The organism is Raineyella fluvialis (assembly GCF_009646095.1).
GTDB classification, from domain to species: Bacteria; Actinomycetota; Actinomycetes; order Propionibacteriales; family Propionibacteriaceae; genus Raineyella; species Raineyella fluvialis.
The window spans coordinates 2906515-2932435 of sequence record NZ_CP045725.1; the positions used below are offsets into that span (position 1 = coordinate 2906515).

The 25921-nt window shown below is 69.8% G+C and carries 17 protein-coding genes and 4 pseudogenes; 12 read left to right on the forward strand and 9 right to left on the reverse strand.

The annotated features are described in order from the left end of the window. The first annotated feature begins 101 nt into the window (after nucleotides 1-101). Nucleotides 102-872, forward strand: a complete 771-nt coding sequence (gene meaB, locus Rai3103_RS13305) for a methylmalonyl Co-A mutase-associated GTPase MeaB (protein ID WP_338420024.1) — start codon at nucleotides 102-104, stop codon at nucleotides 870-872. Nucleotides 873-961: 89 nt separating this feature from the next. Here the strand turns inward: meaB and Rai3103_RS13310 are convergent, their stop codons facing one another. Then, nucleotides 962-1207 carry a hypothetical protein gene (locus Rai3103_RS13310; protein WP_153572994.1) on the reverse strand — a complete coding sequence of 82 codons (246 nt, stop codon included), beginning with the start codon at nucleotides 1205-1207 and terminating at the stop codon, nucleotides 962-964. Between the two features lie 191 nt (nucleotides 1208-1398). Here Rai3103_RS13310 and Rai3103_RS13315 point away from each other — a divergent pair, with 191 nt between their 5' ends. Beyond that, the gene (locus tag Rai3103_RS13315; protein ID WP_153572995.1) at nucleotides 1399-1584 is read left to right on the forward strand and encodes a hypothetical protein; all 186 of its coding nucleotides are present in this window, start codon (nucleotides 1399-1401) and stop codon (nucleotides 1582-1584) included. 12 nt (nucleotides 1585-1596) lie between these two features. Beyond that, the gene (locus Rai3103_RS13320; protein ID WP_153572996.1) at nucleotides 1597-2166 is read left to right on the forward strand and encodes a PH domain-containing protein; all 570 of its coding nucleotides are present in this window, start codon (nucleotides 1597-1599) and stop codon (nucleotides 2164-2166) included. Between the two features lie 21 nt (nucleotides 2167-2187). On the opposite strand, the gene Rai3103_RS13325 is transcribed toward Rai3103_RS13320, so the two are convergent. Together Rai3103_RS13325 and pgm are read right to left on the reverse strand one after the other, a co-directional pair. Beyond that, nucleotides 2188-3249, reverse strand: a complete 1062-nt coding sequence (locus Rai3103_RS13325; RefSeq protein ID WP_153572997.1) for a YihY/virulence factor BrkB family protein — start codon at nucleotides 3247-3249, stop codon at nucleotides 2188-2190. A gap of 133 nt (nucleotides 3250-3382) precedes the next feature. Next, nucleotides 3383-5020 (reverse strand): phosphoglucomutase (alpha-D-glucose-1,6-bisphosphate-dependent), encoded by a 1638-nt coding sequence (pgm, locus tag Rai3103_RS13330; protein ID WP_153572998.1) that lies wholly within the window; start codon nucleotides 5018-5020, stop codon nucleotides 3383-3385. 132 nt (nucleotides 5021-5152) lie between these two features. Here pgm and Rai3103_RS13335 point away from each other — a divergent pair, with 132 nt between their 5' ends. Next, a complete protein-coding gene (locus Rai3103_RS13335) occupies nucleotides 5153-6061 on the forward strand; it encodes a tetratricopeptide repeat protein (RefSeq protein WP_153572999.1) in 909 nt (302 codons plus the stop codon). A 95-nt stretch (nucleotides 6062-6156) separates the two neighbouring features. Here Rai3103_RS13335 and glgB read toward each other — a convergent pair whose 3' ends face one another. The 5 genes and pseudogenes from glgB to Rai3103_RS19105 form a co-directional block, all read right to left on the reverse strand. Beyond that, nucleotides 6157-8064 (reverse strand): 1,4-alpha-glucan branching protein GlgB, encoded by a 1908-nt coding sequence (gene glgB / locus Rai3103_RS13340; RefSeq protein ID WP_153573000.1) that lies wholly within the window; start codon nucleotides 8062-8064, stop codon nucleotides 6157-6159. Nucleotides 8065-8067: 3 nt separating this feature from the next. After that, entirely contained in the window at nucleotides 8068-9474 is a 1407-nt protein-coding gene (locus tag Rai3103_RS13345; protein ID WP_153573001.1) for a maltokinase N-terminal cap-like domain-containing protein, read from the reverse strand. A gap of 141 nt (nucleotides 9475-9615) precedes the next feature. Next, nucleotides 9616-11244 (reverse strand): annotated as a pseudogene (gene treS, locus Rai3103_RS13350) (maltose alpha-D-glucosyltransferase); the annotation flags it as partial. 9 nt (nucleotides 11245-11253) lie between these two features. Beyond that, entirely contained in the window at nucleotides 11254-12135 is an 882-nt protein-coding gene (locus tag Rai3103_RS19100; RefSeq protein ID WP_422396008.1) for an alpha-amylase family protein, read from the reverse strand. Next, the gene (locus Rai3103_RS19105; protein WP_422396009.1) at nucleotides 12096-13634 is read right to left on the reverse strand and encodes a maltotransferase domain-containing protein; all 1539 of its coding nucleotides are present in this window, start codon (nucleotides 13632-13634) and stop codon (nucleotides 12096-12098) included. Before Rai3103_RS19105 ends, Rai3103_RS19100 begins: the two co-directional genes overlap by 40 nt. Before the next feature lie 127 nt (nucleotides 13635-13761). On the opposite strand from Rai3103_RS19105, the gene glgP reads away from it, so the two are divergent. Then, nucleotides 13762-16314 carry an alpha-glucan family phosphorylase gene (gene glgP, locus Rai3103_RS13360; RefSeq protein ID WP_153573003.1) on the forward strand — a complete coding sequence of 851 codons (2553 nt, stop codon included), beginning with the start codon at nucleotides 13762-13764 and terminating at the stop codon, nucleotides 16312-16314. 79 nt (nucleotides 16315-16393) lie between these two features. On the opposite strand, the pseudogene glgX reads toward glgP, so the two are convergent. After that, nucleotides 16394-18606: pseudogene (gene glgX / locus Rai3103_RS13365) on the reverse strand (glycogen debranching protein GlgX). Nucleotides 18607-18803: 197 nt separating this feature from the next. On the opposite strand from glgX, the pseudogene Rai3103_RS18790 reads away from it, so the two are divergent. The 7 genes and pseudogenes from Rai3103_RS18790 to Rai3103_RS13395 all read left to right on the forward strand — a co-directional run. Beyond that, a pseudogene (locus Rai3103_RS18790) lies at nucleotides 18804-19361 on the forward strand (cysteine desulfurase family protein); the annotation flags it as partial. Then, nucleotides 19283-19969 carry an aminotransferase class V-fold PLP-dependent enzyme gene (locus Rai3103_RS18795; protein WP_338420111.1) on the forward strand — a complete coding sequence of 229 codons (687 nt, stop codon included), beginning with the start codon at nucleotides 19283-19285 and terminating at the stop codon, nucleotides 19967-19969. The pseudogene Rai3103_RS18790 and the gene Rai3103_RS18795, both read left to right, overlap by 79 nt. Nucleotides 19970-19983: 14 nt before the next feature. Then, nucleotides 19984-21047, forward strand: a pseudogene (gene mnmA, locus Rai3103_RS13375) (tRNA 2-thiouridine(34) synthase MnmA). Next, complete coding sequence (locus Rai3103_RS13380) at nucleotides 21044-22048, forward strand: uroporphyrinogen decarboxylase/cobalamine-independent methonine synthase family protein (protein ID WP_153573004.1); 1005 nt, start codon at nucleotides 21044-21046, stop codon at nucleotides 22046-22048. The pseudogene mnmA and the gene Rai3103_RS13380 overlap by 4 nt, the downstream one beginning before the upstream one ends. A gap of 31 nt (nucleotides 22049-22079) precedes the next feature. Next, complete coding sequence (gene ligA, locus Rai3103_RS13385) at nucleotides 22080-24266, forward strand: NAD-dependent DNA ligase LigA (RefSeq protein ID WP_228488916.1); 2187 nt, start codon at nucleotides 22080-22082, stop codon at nucleotides 24264-24266. A gap of 66 nt (nucleotides 24267-24332) precedes the next feature. Beyond that, entirely contained in the window at nucleotides 24333-25664 is a 1332-nt protein-coding gene (locus tag Rai3103_RS13390; RefSeq protein ID WP_153573006.1) for a 13E12 repeat family protein, read from the forward strand. A gap of 18 nt (nucleotides 25665-25682) precedes the next feature. Further along, on the forward strand, nucleotides 25683-25907 hold the full coding sequence (locus Rai3103_RS13395) for a hypothetical protein (protein WP_153573007.1): 225 nt from the start codon (nucleotides 25683-25685) through the stop codon (nucleotides 25905-25907). The last annotated feature ends 14 nt before the right edge of the window (nucleotides 25908-25921 follow it).

Here is a 25921-nt window from a genome sequence, read left to right on the forward strand (position 1 = left end):
ACGCTGATCGAGAACAACTCCGCGTCGCTGCGTCAGGCGATGGAACTCATGGCCCCGACACGGGACACTGTCACATCGTCGGGATCACGGGCTCGCCCGGGGTGGGCAAGTCGACCAGCACCTCCGCCCTCGTCACCGAGCTGCGGGCGCGAGGTCAGCGGGTCGGGGTCCTGGCCGTCGATCCATCGTCACCGTTCTCCGGCGGCGCGGTCCTGGGGGACCGGATCCGGATGCAGAAGCACTCCCTCGACCCGGACGTCTACATCCGGTCGATGGCGACCCGGGGGCACCTCGGCGGACTGTCGGCGGCGGCACCGCAGGCGCTACGCGTCTTCGACACCGCAGGCTTCGACACGGTGATCGTCGAGACCGTCGGAGTGGGGCAGTCCGAGGTGGAGATCACCCAGACCGCGGACACGGTCCTGGTGCTGAACGCTCCCGGCATGGGTGACGGGATCCAGGCGGCGAAGGCCGGGATCCTGGAGATCGCCGACATCTTCGTGGTCAACAAGGCGGATCGCGACGGCACCCAGGCTCTGGTGCGTGAACTGCGCAACATGGTGGCGTTGGCGAATCTGGGGCCCGAGGCCTGGAAGCCGCCGATCGTGCGCACGGTGGCCAGCCAGGGGGAGGGGATCACCGAGGTGGTGGACCAGATCCAGGCGCATCGGGCGCATGCGCAGCAGACCGAGGCCTGGCAGGCGCGTCGCCTGGACCGGGCGCGCGCCGAGGTGGAGGCGCTGGCCCTCGGTAATGTACGCCAGCGGTTCCTGCGTCAGGGGAAGGCGCACTTCGATGCCATCGCGGCGGAGGTGCGGGACGGGCGGACCGACCCGTACGCCGCGGCGGACGCGATCCTCGAGGATCTCTGAGTGGCCCGAACAGCACACCACACCGAGTCGGCTGCCGAAGCAGCGCGCTCTCGGTGTGGGGGATCGGGGCGGCGGCTGGGGGGACGGGCTCAGCGGAACAGGTAGCGGGCCACCTGGTCCAGCGTCATTCCTCCCTCGGAGGTCGGGAGGAGATGGTTGGTCCGCGTGTTGTACAGGAAGTACGGTGCGGCGACTGTGGAGACGCAGGTCTTGGTCAGGCGGAGGCCCTGCTGTGTGGCCTCGAAGGAAAGGCGCTGCTCTACGAGACGGTCCCACGCGCTGGGTGGCGGCGCGGGACGACGCGAGCGGACGTGTGGCCGGATCGGTGCTGTCATTGTCATGATGTCACCCCCGTTCTTACGGACTCCAGGCGATGCACGGATGCCACGTCTGTGCGTTGATCAAAATGTTACCAGTGACGTTGCCGGTCGAGAAGCCTCCCGCAACTGTGAAACGGGGGATTCTATACCGCACCGGCGCGTCGTGCAGAGGGTGGCAGGGACCTGCGGTAGAAAAGGAACGGTCCATGTCCTTGTCCCGTTCGGAGGTCGGCGTGCTGAGTTGGGTGAGGAAGGCCCTTCTGGTCCTGGTCATCGCATTCGCGGTGTTCTACCTGTTCACCAATCCCGAGGGGGCCGCCGGCGCGGTCCGCGGGTTCTTCGGCCTGTTCGGCTCCATCGGCAGGTTCTTCACGGCCCTGGCCCACGGCTGATCGGGACCGGTGATGCGCGGTCCTGGGAGGCGCGGGGGCGGGCTGCTGGATCGGGTGCTCGACCCGCACATCGATGACCACCTCATCTCCGACGAGGGTGAGGTCGTCATCGATGAGGTCATGCACCATTGGGCGGTGATGGTGAAGCCGGTGGCATACGTGCTGCTCGGGGTGATCATCATCCTCTCGATCCCGTTCGTCGGGGAGTTCTGGTGGTTCTTCCTGGCCCTCGGGCTCGTCCCCGTGGGGTACGGCCTGTACCGGATCCAGTCGGAATTCATGGACCGTTTCGTCATCACGAACATGCGGGTCTTCCGGGTCCACGGGGTGTTCAACCAGCAATTGGCGACCGTCCCGATGTCGCGGATCCTGGACATCAGTGTGCACAAGCCGATGCTCGGACGGATCCTCGGGTACGGCCACTTCACCTTCGAGTCGGCGGCGCAGGACCAGGGCCTGCGCGACATCCGCTACGTCGGGCGCCCGGACGAGCGCGACCTCACCATTCAGCGGGTGATCCAGCGCTCCGGCCTCCGCAAGGACTTCAAGGTCGCGGTCTCCGACGAGGACGACGGCACCTGATCCACCCTCGCCCCCGGACGCTCAGCGTCGGCCGGTGAGCCGATGCCGACGTCCCTCGAGGACGAGGCTCCGCCGCCTCGCCGAGAACGCGGATGAACGGCGGGTGTCCAGCGGCGGGGTGAGTTGGTCGTCCTCCGCCGGCAGGCCCGCCGCGAGTCGCCGTGCCCGAGCCAGTTCGGCGTTGAGGACCCCCCCGATGACCAGGGCGAGGTTGCACACCCACAGCCACATCAGCGTCACGATGATCCCGGACAGGGTGCCGTAGTTGAGGTCGAGCCGGACGTAGGCCCGTGCGGCGTAGATCGTGAGCAGCCATGAGGCGGCGGCGCCGAGGCCGACGGCCAGGACGGCGCCGGGAACGATCCAGCGAGTGCTCTCGTGGCGGACGTTCGGCGCCGTCCGATAGACGATCGTCGCCGCGAACAGGGACACGAGCACCAGTGCCGGCCACCGTAGGGCGTTCCAGACGTGCAGCAGCATGTCCGGGATACCCAGCAGGCCTCCGACGACCCCGACCGCGCTGGGCCCGGCGATCAGCAGCACGGCCATCAGGGCCGCGGCCATCGCGAGGGCCAGGGTGGTGAGGTACTGGATCGGCGGCAGGATCAGCAGCGGCCGGCCCTCCATCACCTCGTAGACGCGGTTGAGCATCCGGGCCAGTGCTCCCAGATACAGGCTCGCCGTCGTCACCGTGAAGAGCACGAAGATCACCAGGGTCAGCGGGGGCAGTCCGGAGTGCGCGAACCCGCGCAGGGGTGCGTCGAGGGCCACCGCGACCCCGCCCGGGGCGACGGCCGAGAGCACGTAGAGGATGAGGTCGACCGTGCGCTCGTCCATGCCGACGAAACTGACGAGGTCGACCACGACCATGAACGCCGGGACGACGGCGAGCACGGCATAGAAGGTGAGGGCGGCGGCGAGGTCGACGCACTGCAGCCGGAGGACGCTGTCGACGGCCCTGCGGACGGCGTACCACCACAGTCGGGCGTGGAGGTCGCCCCAGGTTCGGGGGAGCGGGTCATGGGACGGCAGGCCACGGCGGCGACCGGGCCCGACAGGCCCCGCGCCGGGCATGTGCACCATGCGTCCGTTCCTACCATGAACGGGGCTGCAGGGACGAACGCGACCCGGACGGAGGCGACTCACCGGGAGTACACCCCGGTGGGAAGACGCCGGTGGCCGACCCCTCGGGGTCGGCCACCGGACGGCTGGCTGATCAGGCCGACAGCACCGCGGAGACGAGTGCCTGGGCCTCCTGCTGGACCTGGCGCAGGTGCTCCTCGCTGATCATGGACTCGGCGTAGATCTTGTACTTGTCCTCGGTGCCGGAGGGACGGGCGGCGAACCACGCGTGCGCCGTGGTCACCTTGAGGCCCCCGATGGCTGCCCCGTTGCCGGGTGCCTCGGTGAGGATGGCCGTGATCGGCTCCCCGGCAAGGGTGTCCGCCGTGACGTCGGCCGGGCTGAGGGCCTTGAGCCGGGCCTTCTGCTCGCGGGTGGCGTCGGCGTCCGTACGAGCGTAGAAGGGCTGCCCGTGCCGCGCCACCAGGTCCGCGTACAGCTCGGAGGGGGTCCGGCCGGTGACGGCGAGGATCTCGCTGGCGAGCAGGTCGAGCAGGATGCCGTCCTTGTCGGTGGTCCAGGTGCTGCCGTCCAGGGTCAGGAAGGAGGCGCCCGCGGATTCCTCGCCGCCGAAGCCCACCGAGCCGTCGCCCAGGCCGGGGACGAACCACTTGAACCCGACGGGCACCTCCACCAGCGTGCGCCCGATGTCCTCCGCCACCCGGTCGATCATCGACGAGGACACCAGCGTCTTGCCGATCCCGCAGTCAGCCGGCCACTGGGGGCGATGCGTGTAGAGGTACTGGATGGCCACGGAGAGGTACGCGTTGGGGTTCATCAGGCCGGCGTCGGGGGTGACGATGCCGTGCCGGTCGGCATCCGCGTCGTTGCCGGTGGACAGGTCGTACCGGTCCCGGTTGCCGATCAGGGACGCCATCGCGTTGGGCGAGGAGCAGTCCATCCGGATCTTGCCGTCGGTGTCCAGTGTCATGAACCGCCAGGTGGGGTCGACCCGGGGGTTGACGACGGTCAGGTCGAGACCGAGGTTCTCGGCGATGTACTCCCAGTACTGCACCGAGGCGCCGCCCATCGGGTCGGCACCGATGCGGACGCCGGCCTTGCGGATGGCGTCCAGATCGATGATGTTGGCCAGGTCCTGGCAGTACGGCGTGCGGTAGTCGAAACGGGTCACCTGAGGCGCGGCCTGTTCGTACGGCATCCGCTTGATCGGTGCCGGGTCGGCGATCAGGGCGTTCGCCCGGGCCGCGATGACGGAGGTCGCATCGGTGTCGGCCGGACCGCCGTGCGGCGGGTTGTACTTGAAACCGCCGTCACGCGGCGGGTTGTGCGACGGGGTGACGACGATGCCGTCCGCAAGCGGTGCGGACTGCGCCTTGTCCCGATTGTGGACCACGATCGCGCGCGACAGGGCCGGCGTCGGGGTGTACTCGTCCTCGCGCTCGGCGCGAACGTCGACCCCGTTGGCCACCAGGACCTCGATCGCCGTGCGCCAGGCGGGCAGCGAGAGGGCGTGGGTGTCCTTGCCGAGGTAGAGCGGTCCGGTGAACCCCTGGTCGGTGCGGTACTCGACGATCGCCTGGGTGATGGCGGCGATGTGGGCGTCGTTGAACGCCCCGTCGAGGCTCGATCCGCGGTGACCTGAGGTCCCGAAGACGACCTGCTGATCGGGATTCTCCGGGTCGGGAACGATGGTGTCGTAGGCGGAGAGGACGTCGTCGACATTGATGAGGTCTTCCGGCAGAGCCGGCTGACCAGCGCGTTCGTGAGCCATGGGTTCATCATGCCCCTAGTAGGCTTAGGCCGGCAGGCGACCCGGCGTATCGCGGGACGCCGGTGACTCGAGGGCGCGACGCCCGAGGACACGGCCAATCATGCGGCGGATGACGAGGAGAACCACGAAGCGATGACGAATCCCACCTTCAACCGACCTGGTGCCGTCGACCTGTCCGCGCTGCCGCCGCAGACCCCCGCCCCAGGGGGCCGCCGTGGGACCCGGAACACGTGGGTGGTGGAGGTCGACGAAACCACGCTGGAAGCCACCATCCGCCGCTCCCTGCAGTACCCGGTCGTCCTTGAACTCACATCCGCCCGGGCCCAGGGTGCGGACCAGTTGTCCGCGGACCTGGCCGGACTCGCCAACGCCGCCGAGGGCCGGTGGCTGCTGGCGCGGGTCGACTGCGACGCACATCCGCAGATCGCGGCCGCCCTCCAGATCCAGGCCGTCCCGACCGTGATGGGCCTGCTCTCCGGTCAGGCGGTGCCGCTCTTCCAAGGGGTGCTGCCGCACGACGATGTCGCCTCGGTGATCGACCAGCTGCTGCAGGCCGCCCTGGCGAACGGGGTCGCCGGCCGGGCAGAGCCGATCGTGGTGGCCGAGGACGCCGCGGAGGTGCCGGCCCGCGACGCCCGCTACAGCGAGGCCGACGAGGCGATGGGTCGCGGTGACTTCGCCGCGGCCGAAGAGGCCTTCGACGCGTTGCTGCGGGCCAACCCCGCCGACTCCGAGGCCCGGATCGGCAAGGCGCAGGCCGGGCTGTGGGCCCGCGCCGAGCAGGTCGACCCGGAAGCCGTCACCGCGCAGCTGGCCGCTGCGCCCCGCGATCCCGAGACGGTGCTGGCCGCCGCGGACCTGGCGATGGTGCAGGGCCGGGCCGCCGAAGCCTTCGACCTCATCATCCGGCTGATCAGGACCACCTACGGCGACGACCGCGAGCCGTTGCGCCGTCGGCTGCTGGACCTGTTCGAGACGGTGGACCCCGCCGATCCGACCGTGACCAAGGCCCGCCGGGACCTGGCCAACGCGTTGTTCTGAGCCGGCCCGGCCCATGACGGAGGCCGCCCGTCCCTGAGGGGATGGGCGGCCTTCGTGGCTTTCGTCTGGCGGGGTTTCGTCAGGCGCGGGTTTCGTCAGGCCTTGATGACGTTCTCGGCCTGGTGGGTGAACCAGACGGCACCGAGGGGCGGCACCACGACCGAGGCGCTCTGGCGCAGCCCGTTGTTGGAGATCTCCTCGGTGTGTACCTCGCCGAGGTTGCCCCATTCACCGGTCCCGTCGTAGGCGGGAGCGTCGGTGTTGAGGACCTCCTTCCAGGTGCCCGGCATCGGCAGCCCGATGCGGTAGTTGGTGTGCGGCACCGGCGAGAAGTTGAGCACCGCCGCGAGGGCGTTCCCGTCGGCATCGAAGCGCAGGAAGCTGAAGACGTTCGCCGCGGCGTCATCGGCATTGATCCAGCGGAAGCCGGACGGGTCCTGGTCGAGCTCCCAGAGAGCCGGGGTCGCCTTGTAGATGGCGTTCAGGTCCTTGACCAACTCCTGGACGCCGTGATGGCCCCAGTGCGGCTGCGCCAACCAGTCGACGCCCTGCCTGTCGTTGAACTCGCCACGTTGTGCGATCTCGCAGCCCTGGAACAGGAGTTGCTTGCCCGGGTGGGCCCACATGAACGCGTAGTAGGCGCGCAAGGTCGCGAACTTCTGCCAGTCGTCGCCCGGGATCTTGCCGAACATCGAGCCCTTGCCGTGCACGACCTCGTCGTGACTGATGGGCAGGACGAAGTTCTCTGAGTACTGGTAGACCATCGCGAAGGTCATGTTGTTGTGGTGGTACTGGCGATGGATCGGCTCATGCTCGACGTAGCGCAGGGTGTCGTTCATCCAACCCATGTTCCACTTGAACCCGAAGCCCAGACCCCCCTGGTCGACGGGCTTGGTGATGCCGGGGAACGAGGTCGACTCCTCGGCGATCAGCACGCAGCCCGGCTGGCGCTCGTAGAGGTGCCGGTTGACGTAGCGCAGGAAGTCGATGGCCTCGAGGTTCTCGTTGCCGCCGTACTGGTTGGGGATCCACTGCCCGTCCTCACGGGAGTAGTCCAGATAGAGCATCGAGGCGACGGCGTCGACCCGCAGGCCGTCCACGTGGAACTCGCTGAGCCAGTAGAGCGCGTTGGAGACCAGGAAGCTCTTCACCTCGTTGCGTCCGAAGTTGAAGATGTACGTACCCCAGTCCGGGTGTTCGCCGAGGCGCGGGTCGGCGTGCTCGTACAGCGCTGTGCCGTCGAAACGTCCCAATGCCCACTCGTCCTTGGGGAAGTGCCCCGGCACCCAGTCCACGAGCACGCCGATGCCGGCCTGGTGCAGCCGGTCGATCAGGAAGCGCAGGTCGTCCGGGCTGCCGTACTTCGACATCGGGGCGAAGTAGCCGGTGACCTGGTAGCCCCATGAGCCCGAGAACGGGTGCTGGGCGATCGGCATGAACTCGACGTGGGTGTAGCCCTGCCACTTGACGTACTCGACCAGGTCCTCGGCGAGCTCCTGGTAGGTCTTGCCGGGCCTCCACGAGCCGAGGTGCACCTCGTAGACGCTCATCGGCGACTTCCACAGCTCGGTCTGTGCGCGCCTCTCCATCCAGCCCTGGTCGTGCCAGGGGTAGTTGTCCACGGCGACGATGGAGGCCGTGTTCGGCGGGCCCTCGGCCTTACGGGCCATCGGGTCGGCCTTCTCGTGCCACTGCCCGTCACCACCGAGGATTCGGAACTTGTAGAGCGCTCCCTCACCGATCCCCTCGACGAAAATACCCCAACAGCCGGATCCCGGGATGAGCTTCATCGGTTGGCCCTGCCAGTGGTTCCAGTCACCGATGACATGCACCTCGCGAGCGTTGGGCGCCCAGACCGCGAACCGCGTGCCGTGCAGGGTCCCGCGCTCATCATCCTCAACGGTGCAGAGGTGGGCTCCCAGACGACGCCACAATTCGGTGTCGCCGCCCTGGTGGAACCCCTCCAGGTCCCAGCCTGTCAGCCCTCCAAAGTAATCGTGCATGTCCTACTTCTCCTCAGGGATCGGTGACTGCCCGTCGCTGGTGTCCGGCGACGGTGAGGCGATGACAGCGACCGCTCCGAGTGGGATACCCACCCAGTCGGGACGGTTGCGGACCTCATAGACGACTTCATAGACGGCTTTGTCCGCTTCGTACGCGCGTAAGACTGCCAGATCCGAGGCCGTCGGGGGGAATGCCCCGTAGCCGGACAGGAAACCGGTACGGCATCGTTGCCGCCACTGGGCGGTGGCGCGTGGCGTCGCGCTGCTGGTGGGCGAGGAAGCCGCCGCGTAGTCGAAGGAGCGCAGCATGCCCGCGACGTCGCGCCACGGGGAGTCGGGCGCCCACCGCTCGGCGAGGGACTTCAGCGGCTCGCCCTCGAAGTCGATCACCCGCCAGCCGTCGGACGTGGCCAGCACCTGCCCGAGATGGAAGTCGCCGTGGACGTGTTGCACCGACACCGGGTGACCCTCGAGCGCGGTGAACACCCCCCGCAGCGCGTCGGCGTACGGGACGAGGGCGGGGGCGGCGGCACAGGCCGCGTCGAGCCGCTCCATCATCACCTCGGCGAGGGGACCTCCGTCGAGGACGTCGCGGGGGAACCGTCTCGCCAGGCCTTCGTGGACCGACCGCAACGTACGCCCGAGCGCTTCGGCCTCGGCGGAGAAGTCCTGTCCCGCCGCACAGGCCTCGAGGGCCAGGCCCCAGCCGTCGCGGGCGTCGCGGAAACATTCGGTCAGCATGGCGAGGTCGGCCCCGAGCACGTCCTCACCGTCGCTCCACCGTGCCTCGGTCCAGCCGTAGAGGGTTGCGATACCGCCGATCCCTTCGTGACCCAGAGCCTCGTGCACGGCGATGTCGAGGTTGCGACCGATCTCGAGTCGACGGAAGACCTTGAGGATCAGCGCCTGCCCGTAGAAGACCGAGGTGTTGGACTGCTCCCCGGAGAAGGGCCGGGGGGTGAGATCGGCGTCGGGCAGCGGAACCACCAGATGGTGGTGGACAGCGCCCTCGGCGGACGGATGCGGGTCCTGTCGATCCGCGAGCGCTGCCAGCACGGCGGTCATCGCCTCGGGATCACGGGTGGCGTCCGCGACGTCGGCAAGGTCCCGCGTCCCGGTCACCGCGGCGTCCTGGACGGAACCGTACGAGCCCGCGGGGGGCGCCTCGCCTGGCCGGCGCACCGCCAGCAGGAACTGGTAGGTGTCCGTCGCCCGGGGCACCACGTCGTCGTGGGCGACGACGACCAGCACCGGACGAATGCCGACAAGGCCACCGGTGCCCGGTTCGTCCGGATGGGTGAACCACGGCAGGGGGATGACCCGCACCACCTGTAACGGTCGGCCCTTCCCGGCGAACCACCGCGCGGTGGCGAAGACCCGGGTGGCGAGCTCAGCGAACGCTTCGGCCACGTCCTACCTCCTCGACGCTTCCTCGTGGAGCCGCACCTCGTGAAGTCGATCATGCCGCGTGTACTCCCCATCCGTACGGCGATCGGGCGTCACCGTGGCGTCCGGGCCGCTCGACCGCGAGGCCATGGTCGCCTCCTCTTCCAGCACGAGCCAGGAGAAGCCGTGACCCGGAAGGTGCAGCGTGTACGGCTCGTCGCCGATGGAAGGGTGGACCTCGTCGCGGGCCAGTCGTCGCGGCCTCCTGCCTCGGTAGGCGGACAGGTCCAAGGAAACCTCCTGCGGCTCGGCCGAGAGGTTGTTGAGGCAGAGGATCGTCTCGTCGGCATCGTGGCGTAGAAAGGCGAACACCGCCGTGTTCTCCCCGCCGAGGTCGGTGAAGTCACCCGTGCCGAATACCGGGTGGGCCCGGCGGATGACCAACATCGCGCGCACCCACTGGAGCAATGAGCCAGGATCCATCATCTGGGCCTCGACGTTCACCAGCGACCGGTCGTACTCGGGGTCGACGATCACCGGCAGGTAGAGGTCGTGCTCGGCGGCCGAGGAGAAGCCGGCACTCGAGGCATCCCGCCACTGCATCGGCGTCCGTACGCCGTCGCGGTCGTGGAGCCAGATGTTGTCGCCCATCCCGATCTCGTCGCCGTAGTAGAGACACGGGGATCCCGGCAGGGCGAGCAGAAGGGCGTGCAACAGGCGGACCCGGGCATGGTCGCCGTCCACGAGGGGGGCGAGTCGTCGGCGGATCCCGAGGTTGCAGCGCATCCGTGGATCGGGTGCGTACTCCGCCCACATGTACTCGCGCTCCTCCTCGGACACCATCTCGAGGGTGAGTTCGTCGTGGTTGCGCAGGAACGTGCCCCATTGGCAGCCGTCGGGGATGTCGGGCGTGTCCGCGAGGATCTCGGAGATGCAGGTGCGGTCGGCCCGCCGCAGGCCCATGTAGAGCCTGGGCATCACCGGGAAGTGGAAGGCCATCTGGCATTCGTCCCCGTCGCCGAAGTACTCGACGACGTCGTGGGGCCACTGGTTCGCCTCACACAGCAGCAGGGTCCCGGGGTAGTGGTCGTCCAGTTCCTTGCGGACGATCTTCAGGATGTCGTGCGTGCCGGGCAGGTTCTCGCAGTTGGTCCCGTCGCTCTCGACGAGGTAGGGCACGGCGTCGAGACGGAAACCGTCGATGCCCATGTCCGCCCAGAAACGCAGCGCTGAGAGCATCTCGTCGAGCACCCGGGGGTTCTCGAAGTTGAGGTCAGGCTGGTGGCCGTAGAAGCGATGCCAGAAGTACTGGCCGCGGACCTCGTCATAGGTCCAGTTCGACTCCTCGGTGTCGAGGAAGATGATCCGCGCGTCGAGATACTCGTCGGGCTCGTCCCGCCAGACGTAGTAGTCGCCGTACGGCCCCTCGGGGTCGCGGCGGGACTCCTGGAACCACGGATGGCGATCCGAGGTGTGGTTCATCACGAAGTCGATGATGATCCGGATGCCGCGCTCGTGGGCCTGCGCCACGAAGCCCCGGAAATCCTCCAGCGAGCCGAGCTCCGACATCACGTCGCGGTAGTCCTGGATGTCGTAGCCACCGTCCGCCAACGGGGACGGGAAGAACGGTGGCAGCCAGAGGCAGTCGATCCCCAGCCACTGCAGATAGTCGAGTCGCTCGGCGAGACCCGCAAGATCTCCGATCCCGTCACCGTCGGAATCAGAGAAATTGCGGATCATCACCTCGTAGAACACCGCAGTGCGGAACCACTGCGTGTCACCTGCCGCCTTCATCGTTCCCTATCAGTCCAGCTGCGGTTCGGCCGAGATCACCGCCAGCACATGGGCCGGCTGCTGGGGCGTCAACCGGACGAAGTCGTGAGCCCCCCAGTCGTATTCCTGGCCGGTCAGCTCGTCGCGGACGCGGAGCTTGTCACCCTCCGCCAGCCCGAAGATCCCCATGTCGAGGTGGATCGTGGACTCCTGGGTGTGCTGCGAGTCCAGGTTCACCGCGACGATCACGGCGTCGCGCCCGTCGGCGGTCTCGGTCTCCTTGACGTACGCGATGACCTGGGGGTTCTCCGAGTTCTGGAAATGGACATTGCGCAGTCGCTGCAGTGCCGGGTGCTGGCGACGTGCCCCGTTGAGCTTGCCGATCAGCATCTTCAGGTTGGGCTGCTGATGGTAGTCGCGGGGCCGGTACTCGTACTTCTCGGAGTTCAGGTACTCCTCGGAACCGGGGCGTACGGCCTCGTGCTCGAAAAGCTCGTAGCCGGAGTACATGCCCCAGCTCGGGGAGGTGGTGGCGGCCAGCACGGCCCGCACGGTGAACGCCGCCGGCCCGCCGTACTGCAGGTAGGCGTGCAGGATGTCCGGCGTGTTGACGAAGAAGTTGGGACGCACCCAGCTCGCCGTGTCGTACGCCAACTCCTTGACGTACTCCTCGATCTCCCAGCGCTCGGTGCGCCAGGTGAAGTACGTGTAGCTCTGGTGGAAGCCGACCCGGCCGAGGGACTGCAGCATGGCCGGGCGCGTGAAGGCCTCGGCGAGGAAGATCACCTCCGGATTGGTCCGCCGGACCTCGGCCAGGAGCCAGGCCCAGAAGTTGAGCGGCTTGGTGTGCGGGTTGTCGACCCGGAAGATCGTCACGCCGTGGGAGATCCACAGCCGGACGATCCGCAGCACCTCGGCGTAGATCCCTTCCGGATCACGGTCGAAGTTGATCGGGTAGATGTCCTGGTACTTCTTCGGGGGTTCTCGGCGTAGGCGATGGTGCCGTCGACACGCTCGGTGAACCACTCCGGGTGCTCCTTGACCCAGGGGTGGTCGGGCGAGGCCTGGAGGGCAAGGTCGAGAGCGACCTCGAGGCCGAGCTCACGTGCCCTCGCCACGAACCGGTCGAAGTCCTCGAAGGTGCCGAGATCGGGGTGGATGGCGTCGTGGCCACCGGCCTCGCCGCCCACCGCCCAGACCGACCCGGGGTCGCCCGGCTCGGGTGTGAGGGTGTTGTTACGGCCCTTGCGGAACGCGGTGCCGACCGGGTGGATCGGGGGCAGGTAGACGACGTCGAAGCCCATCGCCGCCGCGTCCTCGAGCCGCTCCTCCGACGCCGCGAAGGTGCCTGAGTGCCAGGTGCCGTCGGCATCCTGGTAAGCGCCCTGGGAGCGGGGGAAGAACTCGTACCAGGAGGAGAACAGGGCGCGTTCCCGATCGACCCAGACCGGGTACTCGGGGGAGGGCGAGACGAGCAGGCGCGGACCGTGGGACCGCATGGCTCGGCGTACGCCACTGCTCCCGATCAGCTCGATGAGCTCCTCGGCGGGGCGTTCCGCCAGCAGCGCGATCGCGGCGCCGCGGAGGATGGCGGCATCGCCGCGGCGCGACGCCCGCTCGGCGCGCAGGGCGGCCCCCTCGAGGATCAGCTGCCCCTCGGCGCAGACGAGGTCGACGTCGATGCCCTTGGCCAGCTTGATCTCGGCGTTGTGCAGCCAGGTGCCCCAGGGGTCGTCCCAGCCCTCGACCCGGAAGCGCCAGGCGCCCTCCGTCGGCAGGGTGACCCAGGCCTCCCAGCCGTCCAGACCCGGAGTCCCCCACGGCCGCATGTCCGTGCGCAACTCCTGGCCGTCGGGTCCGACCGCGATCACGGAGGCCCGGACGGCGTCGTGGCCCTCACGCCACACGGTCGCCCGCACCGGGAAGGACTCACCGACCACGGCCTTCGCCGGGTACGCGCCGCCCTCGAGGACCGGGGACACGTCCGAGACGCCGATCCGGCCGAGCCGTGCGCCGATCGCGGCCGCCCCCGGCTCGACGGCCGGCACGTCGGCCCGCGGGTGCGTCGGGGCCGGGACGTCGGCGGCGTACGCCTCCGGGCTGTGCTGAGCGGCGAAACGCGACGCCGGGGCAGCCACGGGTGCGTCGGTGCCGGTGCTGGGTGCGGCCACCTTCTTGCCGGTGGTCGCCTTCTTGCTGGTGGTCGCCTTCGTGGCGGTGGTCCGCTTGCTGGTCGACTTCTTCGCCGTCGCCTTGCGCGTAGTGGCTGCCTTGCTCGCCGCGGGGGCGGGAGTTCCCAGGGCAGGGTTCTCCACGCCGGGCCTGCTCGTGGCGGTGAGGTCCGTGGACGTCGTGTCCACGGCCGGCGGGGTGGAGGTGGTTGACTCGTCGGAACGCTGCTGAGGGGTCACGGGACCAACCTAGCGGGGTAGGAGTCCGGGGGACAGGAGGAAGCCGCGAAACCGCCGCGTCGTCGTGGTCCTTTTACCAGGGTCGCGCGCCTCGATCCCGTGCCGGACCCCTCGCTAGGGTGGCGTCGTGCGAGCCATTCGACGTTTCACCGTTCACCCGGTACTTCCCGAGCCGCTCCAGCCGCTCGAGGAACTGGCGCGAAACCTGCTCTGGTACTGGAACGAACCCACCAAGGAGCTCTTCCGGGCGATGGACCCGGCACTCTGGGAGGCGACCGGGCAGGACCCGCGCAAGCTGCTGTCGCGGATCGACGCACGGCGCCTCGCCGCGCTCGCCGAGGACTCTCGTTTCACCCGCAAGGTGGCCCACGCCTACCAGGACCTCACGGACTACCTGACCCTGGATCGCTGGTATCAGGACTTCGCCGCGCAGCACCCGGGAGCTCCTGAGCGGATCGCCTACTTCTCCGCGGAGTTCGGCGTCTCCGAGGTCCTCCCGCAGTACTCGGGCGGCCTGGGGATCCTGGCCGGTGACCACCTCAAGGCGGCCTCGGACTCCGGCATCCCGATCATCGGCGTCGGCCTGCTCTACCGGCACGGCTACTTCCGTCAGTACCTCGATGCCCAGGGCTGGCAGCAGGAGCGTTATCCGCTGCTGGCACCGTTCGACCTCCCGCTCACGTTGCTGACCGAGAACGGTGAGGCGGTCACCGTGGAGGTGCCGCTGCGCCAGGAGAAGTACCGGGCCCAGATCTGGGTCGCCCAGGTGGGCCGCGTCCCGCTGCTCATGCTGGACGCCCTCGTCGACGGCAACTCCGAGGCCGCCAAGGCTGTCACCGACCGCCTCTATGGCGGTGGCGTCGACCACCGGTTGGCCCAGGAGGTGCTCCTCGGCATCGGTGGCGTCCGGGCCCTGCGTGAGTACTGCCGGATCAGCGGGGACCCCGCGCCCACCGTCTACCACGCCAACGAGGGCCACGCCGGTTTCCTCGGCCTCGAGCGCATCCGCGAGTACATGAACGACGGCATCGACTTCGCCACCGCGGTCGAGCTCACCCGGGCGGGTTCCCTCTTCACCACCCACACTCCCGTGCCGGCCGGTATCGACCGGTTCCCTCGAGACCTGGTCGCCGACCAGTTCCGGACCTTCGCCCCGTTGCCGCTGGATCGGATCATGGCCTTCGGCACCGAGGACTACGTCGGCGGTGACCGCGGCGTGTTCAACATGGCGGTCCTCGGCTTCCGCCTCGGTCAGCGCGCGAACGGTGTGTCGGAGCTCCACGGGGCGGTGTCGCGGCGGATGTTCCAGGGACTGTGGCCATCGTTCGACGTCTCCGAGGTGCCGATCACGTCGGTCACCAACGGCGTCCACCACAAGACCTGGATCCATCCGGAGCTGCTCGAGTTGCTCGAGTCGCCCACCTCCGACAGCGACACCGTGATCGACGGGTACGACTGGTCCGGCCTCGATCGAGTGGACGACAACACCATCTGGGCCCTCAAGCAGCAGATGCGTGGCGGACTGGTCCGGATGGCCCGCGAGCGGCTGGCAGCGTCAGCCAAGGCCCGGGGCCTGTCCGGCAGCACGGAATGGGTCGAGCGGGCGCTGGACCCGAACATCCTCACCTTCGGCTTCGCGCGCCGCGCGGCGTCGTACAAACGTCTCACCCTGATGCTGCGCGACCCCGAGCGACTCAAGCGCCTGCTCAACCACCCGGAGCGGCCGATCCAGATCGTCATCGCCGGCAAGGCCCACCCCGCCGACAACATCGGCAAGGGCCTGATCCAGGAGATGGTGCGCTTCGCCGACGCCGCCGACGTGCGGGAACGCCTGGTGTTCCTGCCGGACTACGACATGTCGCTCGCTCGCCCGCTCTACCCAGGATGCGACGTATGGATCAACAACCCCCTCCGCCCGCAGGAGGCCTGCGGCACGTCCGGGATGAAGGCGGCGATGAACGGCGCCGCCAACCTGTCGGTGCGTGACGGCTGGTGGGACGAGTGGTACGACCCGAAGTTCGGCTGGGAGATCCCCTCGGTCGAGAACCTCGCCAACGCTGACCAGCGGGACGCCCAGGAGGCGGCCGCCCTGTACGAGATCATCGAGAACGAGATCGTCCCCCGTTTCTACACCCGGGACAGCAACGGGATGCCGACGGCCTGGATCGCCATGATCCGCGACATCATGTCCGGCCTCACCCCGAAGATCCTCGCCTCGCGGATGGTGCGTGAATACACCGAGCGGATGTATCTGCCGACCGCCCGGTCGTCTGCGCGGATGGCCGAGGGCCGCACGGCGCAGGAGACTGCGGCGTGGAAGCAGCGGATCCGCACCGCCTGGCCCCAGGTCAGCGTCTCCCGCGTCGAAGGACTCGATTCCGCTTCCCACGCCCTCGGCTCGCAGGTGTCGCTGCACGCGGTCGTCCGGCTCGGTGAGCTGACGCCCGATGACGTCGAGGTGCAGATGGTGATGGGCAGGGTCGATGACAACGACGAGATACACGACATCGTGACCTACCCGGCCCGCGCCGGCGACGCCGTCGACGGCGGGGTGCGCTACGGCGCGGACGTCCGTCTGGAGACCGCCGGGTCGGTCGGTGTCACCTGTCGTGTCGTCCCGAGCCGAGAAGGCCTGGCGACCATCGCCGAGATGGGCCTGGCGACCGTGTCGGCGGACTGACCACCCGACCCTCCTCGCCACGCAGGAGGCCGACACCCCGAGGGGTGCCGGCCTCCTGCGTTGTCAGGCTCAGCCGTTGTCACACCTGGGCGCGGCTCGACTTGCGTCGCGGACCGTGCGGTGTCTGGCTGCCCGCAGTCGGCTCCGGCGGAACGGTCGTGGCCGTGGGGACGACCGGGGCCGGGGCGGCAGACTCCTCGTCCGGGAGCTCGGCCTGCAGGACCGCGACGGTCCGGCCGGGCAACTCGAGGCGGGTGCCGGCGGGCACCCTGGCGGTGGGCAGCTCGTCGGGGAGCCCGGTGTGGGCGACCACTCGGTAGCCGAGGGCCCAGGGGTCGCCGGGCAGCAGCACCTCGACGGGTTCGTCCCCGCCGTGGGTCCAGACCAGGAAGGCCTCGGTGGCGTCAGAGACGTACATGCCGAGTGTCCGGCGGCTGCCGTCGCGCCAGTCCTCGCTGTCCATCTCGACGTCCTCCTCACCGAACCAGGCGAGGTTCTTGCGGCCCAGCTCCCGGCCCTTGGCGTCGATCACGTACTCGCCGTTGCGCCAGTCCTGGGGCCGCAGGACCGGGTGCTCGGCCCGCAACCGGGTGAACACGCGGGTCACCTCCAGGACATCGGCCCAGGCCTCGGCGGTGTCCCAGTGGATCCAAGAAATCGGGGAGTCCTGGCAGTAGGCGTTGTTGTTGCCCAGCTGCGTACGACCGATCTCGTCGCCCGCCGTGATCATCGGCACGCCGGTGGCGACCAGCAGAGTGGCCATCATGTTGCGCACCTGACGGTGCCGCAATGAGACGATCTCGGGGTCGTCGGTCTCACCCTCGACGCCACAGTTCCACGACCGGTTGTCGTCCGAACCGTCGCGGTTCGCCTCGCCGTTGGCGTTGTTGTGCTTGACGTCGTACGTCACCAGGTCACGCATGGTGAAACCGTCGTGCGCGGTGACGAAGTTGACCGAGGCGGCGGGCTGGCGCCCGGAGTGCTGGAAGAGTTCACCGGAGCCGGAGAGCCGGGTCGCGAGCTCCTGGACGCCGTGCACCGCGTTGCGCCAGAAGTCCCGGGTGTGTCCCCGGAACCGGTCGTTCCACTCGCTCCAGCCCGACCCCCAGGCGCCGACCTGGTACCCGTACGGGCCCATGTCCCAGGGCTCGGCGATCATCTTGATGTCGCGCAGCACCGGATCGGCGGCGATCTGCTTCTTGAACGGGTGGTCCTGGACGACGTAGTGCTTCTCGTTGCGGATCAGCTCGGTGGCCAGGTCGAAGCGGAAGCCGTCCACGCCCATCTCGGTCACCCAGTACCGCAACGAATCCATGATCATCTGCAGCACGCCCTCCTGGGAGGTGTCGACGGAGTTGCCGCAGCCGGTCACGTCATAGTCGTTGTGCATGTCGGAGGTCAGGCGGTAGTAGGCACCGTGGTCGATGCCACGCCACGCCAGGGTCGGCCCCTCGTGGCCACCCTCCCCGGTGTGGTTGTAGACCACGTCGAGGATCACCTCGATGCCCGCTTCGTGCAACGCGCTGACCATGGTCTTGAACTCCGCCACCTGTTCGCCGCGCGTGCCGACCGAGCAGTACGCGGCGTGCGGGGCGAAGTAGCCCAGGGTGTTGTAGCCCCAATAGTTGGACAGTCCGCGGCCGATGATGAAGGGCTCGGAGACGAAGTGGTGCACCGGCAGCAGCTCGATCGCCGTCACGCCGATGTCCAGCAGGTGCTGGATCACCGCCGGATAGGCGATGCCGGCGTACGTGCCGCGCAGGTGCTCCGGCACCGCGGGGTGCAGATGGGTGAGGCCCTTGACGTGGGCCTCGTAGAGGACCGACTCCGCCAGCGTGCGGCGGCGGGCGATCGGGGTGGGGCGGGCGAGTCCGCGACCACGACGCTCAGCGGCACCGAGGCGAAGGAGTCCATCGGGTCGGGCATGAAGTCCGACTCCGCGGTGTGGTCGAGGATAGGCCCGGAGTAGTCGACGCCGCCGGTGATCGCCCGGGCGTACGGGTCCAGCAGCAGCTTGGCAGGATTGAAGCGTTGGCCGGTTTGCGGCGACCACGCGCCGTGCACCCGGTAGCCGTACTGCTGGCCCGCGAGGACGCCCTGGACGAAGACCGTCCACACACCGTCCTCGTTCATCTCCATGTCGTGGTTCTTCTGGGAGCGGTCAGGAGCCACCAGAGCCAGCTCGACCCGGGTGGCACGGGGCGCCCAGAGGCTGAATCGGGCACCGCCGCCGAGCAAGCGTGCGCCGAGCACGCTGGAGTCGATCGGGGCGGTGAGCGTGACGCCACTCATGGAACGTCCTTCGGGGTCGAATGGGCGACTGCACGGCCCCTGCCCGGTGCTGCACTGCCACGGAATGGGGCCGAGCAAAAGCCAGGCAAGGATACCGTAAAGAGGTGATTTCCGGGATCCATCCAGCGACGAACGCGGCACGGGCGTACCTCGATCACGCCGCGACGAGCCCCCTGTCAGCCGCGGCGGCGGCGGCGATGTCGCACCACCTGGAGCTGGTGGGCAATGCCTCCAGCCTGCACACCAGCGGCCGTGCTGCTCGGCGGGTGCTCGAGGATGCCCGCGAACAGTTGGCCGCTGCTGTCGGCGCCCATCCGACCGAGGTCATCTTCACCTCGGGCGGCACGGAGGCGGACAACCTGGCGGTGCACGGCGGCTGGATCGCGCGGCGGGCGGCCGGGCCGGGGGAGCCCGAGGGTCGTCCGCGCGTGGTCGTCAGTGCCATCGAGCACCACGCTCTGCACGATCTGGTGCCCGCTCTGGAGCGGGACGGCGCCGAGGTCGCCCGGTTGCCGGTCCGTCCGGACGGGATCGTGGATCCCGACGTGCTGCGGGAGGCGCTGGCGGACGGGCCGGGCCGCGCGACCGCTGTCGCCTCGTTGATGTGGGTGAACAACGAGACGGGTGGCCTGCAGCCGGTGGAGGTGCTGGTCGAGGCGTGCCGGACCGTGCGTGCGTGGTCGCACTCCGACGCTGTCCAGGCTTTCGGTCACGTGCCGTTCGACTTCGCCGCCAGCGGGCTCGACCTCGCCTCACTCTCGGCCCACAAGGTGGGCGGCCCGGTGGGCATCGGGGCGCTCCTGGCGCGGCGCGGAGTCTCGCCGGCTCCGATCGTCTTCGGGGTGGCCAGGAGCGGGGCGTACGTTCCGGCACCCTGGCCCCGTTGCTGGCTGTCGGCTTCGCGGCGGCAGCGACGGAGGCTGCCGCGGACCTGGTCGTGCGGATGTCGCGGTGGGAGGCGCTGCGCTCGCGCCTGCTGGCCGGCCTGGCCGGGCTTCCCGGAGTCCGGCCGCACCTGCCCGCTGAGGCGAGTCCGGCGATCCTCAACGTCGCGTTCGACGGCTGCGAAGCCGACGACCTGCTCCTGCTGCTGGACGCCGCCGGGATCGATGCCTCGGTCGGGTCGGCCTGCACCGCCGGAGTGAGCAGCACCAGTCACGTCCTGCTCGCGATGGGCCTGCCGGAGAACGAGGCCAGGTCCTCGCTGCGGTTCTCCTTCGGCGCGTCCACCGGTGAGGCGGAGGTGGACAGGCTGCTCGCGGCTCTGCCTGACGCCCTCGTCAGGGCGCGCCGCGCCCGTGGGGCCGGGAGCTACGATCGTCGGGCACGACGCGGCGACGGCACGGAAGGAGACCGGCGATGAAGGTCCTGGCGGCGATGTCCGGGGGTGTCGACTCGGCAGTGGCCGCGGCACGCATGGTCGATGCCGGGCACGACGTCACGGGCGTCCACCTGGCGCTGTCCCGCAATCCCGAGTCGTTCCGTAGCGGCGCCCGGGGCTGCTGCTCGCTGGAGGACTCCCACGATGCCCGTCGCGCGGCGGACCGTCTCGGCATCCCGTTCTACGTCTGGGACCTCTCCGCGGAGTTCCGTGCCGACGTCGTGGCGGATTTCCTGGCCGAGTACCGCGCCGGGCGTACGCCCAATCCTTGCCTGCGGTGCAACGAATCGATCAAGTTCTCGGCCGTGCTGGCCCGTGGCACGGCCCTGGGGTTCGACGCGGTCGCCACCGGTCACTACGCCCGGCTGCTGGACGGTCCGCACGGCCCCGAGTTGCACCGCGCCGTCGACCCGGCGAAGGACCAGTCGTACGTCCTCGGCGTGCTGACCGCCGACCAGCTCGCGCACAGCCTGTTCCCGCTGGGCGATTCGTACAAGACGGAGGTCCGCGCCGAGGCGCAGCGCCGTGGCCTGTCGGTCGCCAGCAAGCCCGACTCCCACGACATCTGCTTCATCCCCGACGGCGACACCGGCGCCTTCCTCGACCGGGAGCTGGGGACCGCCGACGGTGACATCGTCGAGCAGGACGGCACCGTGGTCGGCCACCATCAGGGGCACATCGCTTCACCGTCGGCCAGCGTCGCGGACTCCACCTCGGCATGCCGGCCACGGACGGGCGGCCGCGCTACGTCCTCGACATCAGCCCGGTCGACAACCGGGTCACCGTGGGCCCGCACGAGGCTCTCGCCGTCGACACCATCACCGCCGTCCGGCCCAGCTGGGCCGGACCGGCCCGGCTGGGTGACTGGGACGCCCGTGCCCAGGTCCGCGCCCACGGCGAGCACCTCGAGTGCTCCGTGCGGGCCGACGAGGGCTCGGTTGTCGTCACCCTGCGCGAGGCCGCCTACGGCATCGCCCCCGGTCAGGCCGTCGTCCTGTACGACGGGGACCGGGTGGTCGGCTCCGCCACGATCGACGCGGCGGGCAGGGTCGCGGCGTGAGCGTCGGGCACAGCGGGGTCGGTTCGTGGCCGGGGACCGACCTGGCGGGCGCCGTCCGGCTCACGCTGGGCGAGTTGCCCGGCGCCGCGTACGTGCCGGAACTGCCAGGCCGCGGACCGGGTGCCGACATGATCGGTCGCGCGCTGGGCGCGGTGACGGTGCTCGGTGCTGACCTTCAGCCGACGGGCTGGCGGCTGGTCGAGGGAAGCTCGATGGCACAGCGCCGGGCCCGTGCCCTGCTGCGTGATGATCTCGACGTGCTGGAGGAGCAGGCCCAGGGATTCGAGGGCGGGCTCCGGCTGACGCTGACCGGCCCACTGACGCTGGCCGCCGCGGTGGAGCTGCCCCGGGGCGGGCCGGCGCTGGCCGACCCTGGCGCCACCCGAGACCTGCGCGATGCGCTGGCCGAGGCCTCGGCCGACCTCGTCGCCGACGTCGCCCGCCGGGTGCCGGGCGCGGAGGTGAGCCTGCAGTGGGACGAACCGATGCTGGGGTCGATCCGCACCGGCGGTGTCCGCAGCGCCTCGGGGCTGAGGCGGCTACCGGCCTGGGGGAGCCAGGAGATCATCGGGCACCTGCGTCCGCTGGTCGATCGACTCGCGGCGGCCGGGCTCGACCCCTCCCGGACGCTGGTGCATTCCTGCGCTCCCGGGCCGGGGATCGACGACCTGGTGGCCGCCGGCGTGGGCGGTGTCGGTGTGGACGTCGACCAGCTCGCGAGGGCCGACCTCGACGCGATCGCCGCTCTGCTCGAAGGTGGCCGGATCCTTCATCTCGGCGTCGCCCGGACGGTGCCCGTCGACACGCTGCCCACCGCCGATGCGCTGGCCGGACGGGCTCTGAGCGTCCTGCGGCCGCTCGAACTGGGACCCGCCATCGCCGACCGCGTCGTCCTCACTCCCGCCTGCGGCCTGGCCGGCTGGACCGAGCGCCCGGCCACCCAACTGCTGCGCCGGCTGGGATCTGCCGCGGGGATCGTGGACGAGGAGTTGTCCCGCTGAAACGTCGTAGGGGCCCACTAGATTGGGCCTCGTGACCGAACAGCGCCCGGATCCCGCCGCCCCCGACACCGTCGAGCCCGCCCGGGCCGATGAACGGACCCGGGAACGACACGCCGCCCTGGCGACCGAGATCACCGAGCACCGTTACCGCTACTACGTGCTCGACGCGCCGACCGTCTCCGACGGCGAGTTCGACACCCTGATGCGTGAGTTGGAGGGCCTCGAGGAGCGTTTCCCGGAGCTGCGGACTCCCGATTCGCCCACCCAGCAGGTGGGGGCCGCCCCATCGGCGACCTTCGCACCCGTGCAGCACCTGCAGCCGATGACCAGCCTGGACAACGTCTTCAACCAGGAGGAGTTGTTCGCCTGGGTCGACCGTACGTACGACCGGCTCGGGGGACGCCCGGGGGAGGGGGCGTTCGTCTGCGAGCTGAAGATCGACGGGCTGGCCGTCGACCTGGTCTACGAGAACGGTGTCCTGGTCCGGGCGGCCACCCGAGGTGACGGCCGGGTCGGTGAGGACGTGACGGCCAATGTCCGGCGCATCGAAGCGATCCCGCACACCCTGGTGAGCCGTGCCGGTCACCCCGTACCGGCCCTGCTCGAGGTGCGTGGGGAGGTCTACCTGAGCCTGGAGCAGTTCACCCGGATCAACGAGGAACTCGTCGCGGCCGGCCGGGCGCCGTTCGCGAATCCCCGCAACAGCGCGGCCGGATCGCTGCGGCAGAAGGACCCGCAGGTCACGGCCTCGCGCCGGTTGGGGTTCACGTCGCACGGCTGGGGTGCCACCTCCGATGACCCGGGGACCCGGCTCGAGCTGGCCCGTCAGTCCCACGCCTACGAGGTGCTGGCGGACTTCGGCCTGCCGGTGAGCCAGTACTCCCGCGTGGTCGACACCAAGGAGGAGATCTGGGCGTTCGTCGAGGAGATCGCCGGGCGTCGCCACGACTTCGTCCACGAGATCGACGGCGCCGTGGTCAAGGTCGACGAACGTGCGCTGCAGGACCGCCTCGGTTTCACCTCCCGGGCGCCCCGCTGGGCGATCGCCTACAAGTACCCGCCGGAGGAGGTGACGACGAAGCTGCTCGACATCCGGGTCAACGTCGGGCGCACCGGTCGCGTCACGCCCTACGCGGTGATGGAACCGGTGGTGGTCGCCGGCTCCACCGTCGCCCAGGCGACGCTGCACAACGCCACCGAGGTGGTCCGCAAGGGTGTGCTGATCGGCGACACCGTGGTGCTGCGCAAGGCCGGAGACGTGATCCCGGAGGTGGTCGGTCCCGTCGCCGACCTCCGGGACGGGACCGAGCGGGCGTTCGTGATGCCCACGCACTGCCCGGTCTGCGGCACCGCCCTGGCGTACGAGAAGGAAGGGGATGCCGACATCCGCTGTCCCAACCAGCGGTCCTGCCCGGCGCAGCTGCGGGAGCGGCTCTTCCACCTGGCCTCGCGCGACGCCCTCGACATCGAGGTGTTGGGGTGGCAGGGCGCCGATGCCCTGCTCGCCGCCGGGTTGCTCAAGGATGAGGGGGACCTCTTCGACCTGACGGCCGACGACCTGGCGCGGACGTCCTTCTTCACCCGCGCGAGCAAGGCCAAGGAACGGGCCCAGGGGGCGGGGGAGCGGGTGCTGTCGGCGAACGGCAAGCGGTTGCTGGAGAACCTGGAAACCGCGAAGACCCGGCCCTGGGCCAAGTTCCTTGTCGCGTTGTCGATCCGCCACATCGGCAAGGGCAACGCACCGGACATCGCCGCAGCGTTCCCGACCGTCGAGGCGCTGCGTGACGCCACGGACGAGGAGTTCGACGCCGTGGAGGGCATCGGGCCCTCCATCGCCGCCGCGATCCGCGACTGGTTCGACACCGACTGGCGGGTCGACATCGTGCGCAAATGGCAGGCCGCCGGCTGCGTGCTGGGGACGTACGGGCAGCCGTCGCCGACCGGTCCACAGGTGCCCCAGACGTTGGCCGGACTGACGGTGGTCATCACCGGGACCATGCCGGGGTACAGCCGCGACGAGGCCCAGGAAGCCATCGTCGTTCGCGGCGCCAAGGCCGCCGGCTCGGTGTCGAAGAAGACCGACTACGTGGTGGTGGGCGAGGGCGCCGGGTCCAAGGCGGACAAGGCCCGGGCCTTGGGCCGACCGATCGTGGCGGCGCAGGACTTCCAGCGGTTCCTGGACGAGGGACCCTCCGCGGTGGCGCTGCTCGGCGAGTAGGACGGCGACGTCGCGGTCGTACGTACGATCGGATGAGTGTCTGACCCCTGTTCTAGCGTGGGGGTCATGGACGAGGGCAACGCACCACCGCTGCCGGGCCTGCCGGACTGGCCCGAGATGACGACCGTGCCGCCGGCGCGTCCGGTGGCCGAGGGTGCCACCCTGCTCACCGACGGCGTGATGGTCACCCTGGGCGGGGACATCGATGGGGACCCGATCGCGGTCACCGCCGGCTACGGCCTGCCCGAGGACCCCTGCGACCACATCGGCCAACTCGCCGAGATCGAGGCCCTCGCCCGCTTCGCCGACATCCGCCGCCTCGCCCTGGTCGCCGACCTCGTCGAGGCCGCCCCGCCCGTCGGGCGCGAACGCCGCCTCCCCCTGGGCGGGGACGGCACCCCCGCGGTGCCCGAGTTCCTCCACCTCGAGGTCGGCGGCGCGCTCGCCCTCGCCCCCGACCGGGCCAAACTCCTGATCGGCGACGCCCTGGACCTGAAATGGCGCCACCCCCGCCTGTGGAACCAGATGATCCACGCCCGCCTACCCGTCTGGCGCGCCCAACACGTCGCCCGCCGCTGCCACCACCTGCCCGCCAGCACCGCCCTGTGGATCGACGACCGGATCGGTGACGTCCTGCCCGGCCTGTCCTGGGCCCGCGCCCAACGCCTCCTCGACGGCGAGATCACCGCCGCCGACCCCGCCACCGCCGAGAAGGACGCCGCCGCCCGCGACCGGCGCCGCGTCGACCTCTTCCCCCGCCCCGGCAGCGGCGCCGCCACCGGCATGTTCGCGATCCTCGACACCACCGACGCCGCCCAACTCGACCAGACCCTGGCCGTCATGGCCGCCCGCCTCGCCGAGACCGGCGACACCACCGACCTCGACACCCGCCGCGCCCGCGCGCTGGGCCTGCTCGCCCGCGGCCACCACCCCGACCAGACCCCGCTGGTCCACCTCTACGTCCACACCACCCCCGACGCGACCCTCGCCCGCGTCGAGGACCACGGACCCCTCGGCCCCACCGGCCTGGCCCACCTCCTCCAGGGCTGCCGGGTCCGCTACACCCGCGTCATCGACCACGCCGACACCCTGCCCGTCGACGCCTACGAGGTCCCCGACCGGATGCGCGAACAACTCATCCTCACCCAACCCGTCGACGTCGCCCCCTACGGCACCCTCACCGCCCGCCGCGCCGACGCCGACCACACCATCCCCTGGGACCGCGGCGGCCCGACCGCCCTGCCCAACCTCGGCCCCCTCTCCCGCACCGCCCACCGCGCCCGCACCCACGGCGGCTACCACCTCACCCAACCCGTCCCCGGCCAATGGCACTGGCACACCCCCCGCGGCCAACACTTCATCGTCACCAACCACGGCACCATCCGACTCCGCCAATGAGGCGCCTAGGCTGGCGTCGTGGCCCGACGACGCATCTTCTCCGACCCTGACCTCCACGGCGGTGTCCCCGATCGGGTGCGCCCCCGGCTGGGGGAGTGGGGGCCGACCCTGGTCCCGAGCACACGACGCAAGCGCCTCCAACGGGCGGTCGTCGTGGCGGGATTCGTCGTCGCCCTCGCGGCGGTGGTCGCGATGTGGTGGATCTTCTACTGGATGATGACCGGCAAGGGCGCGCTCTTCTGACGAGTCGTGATCCC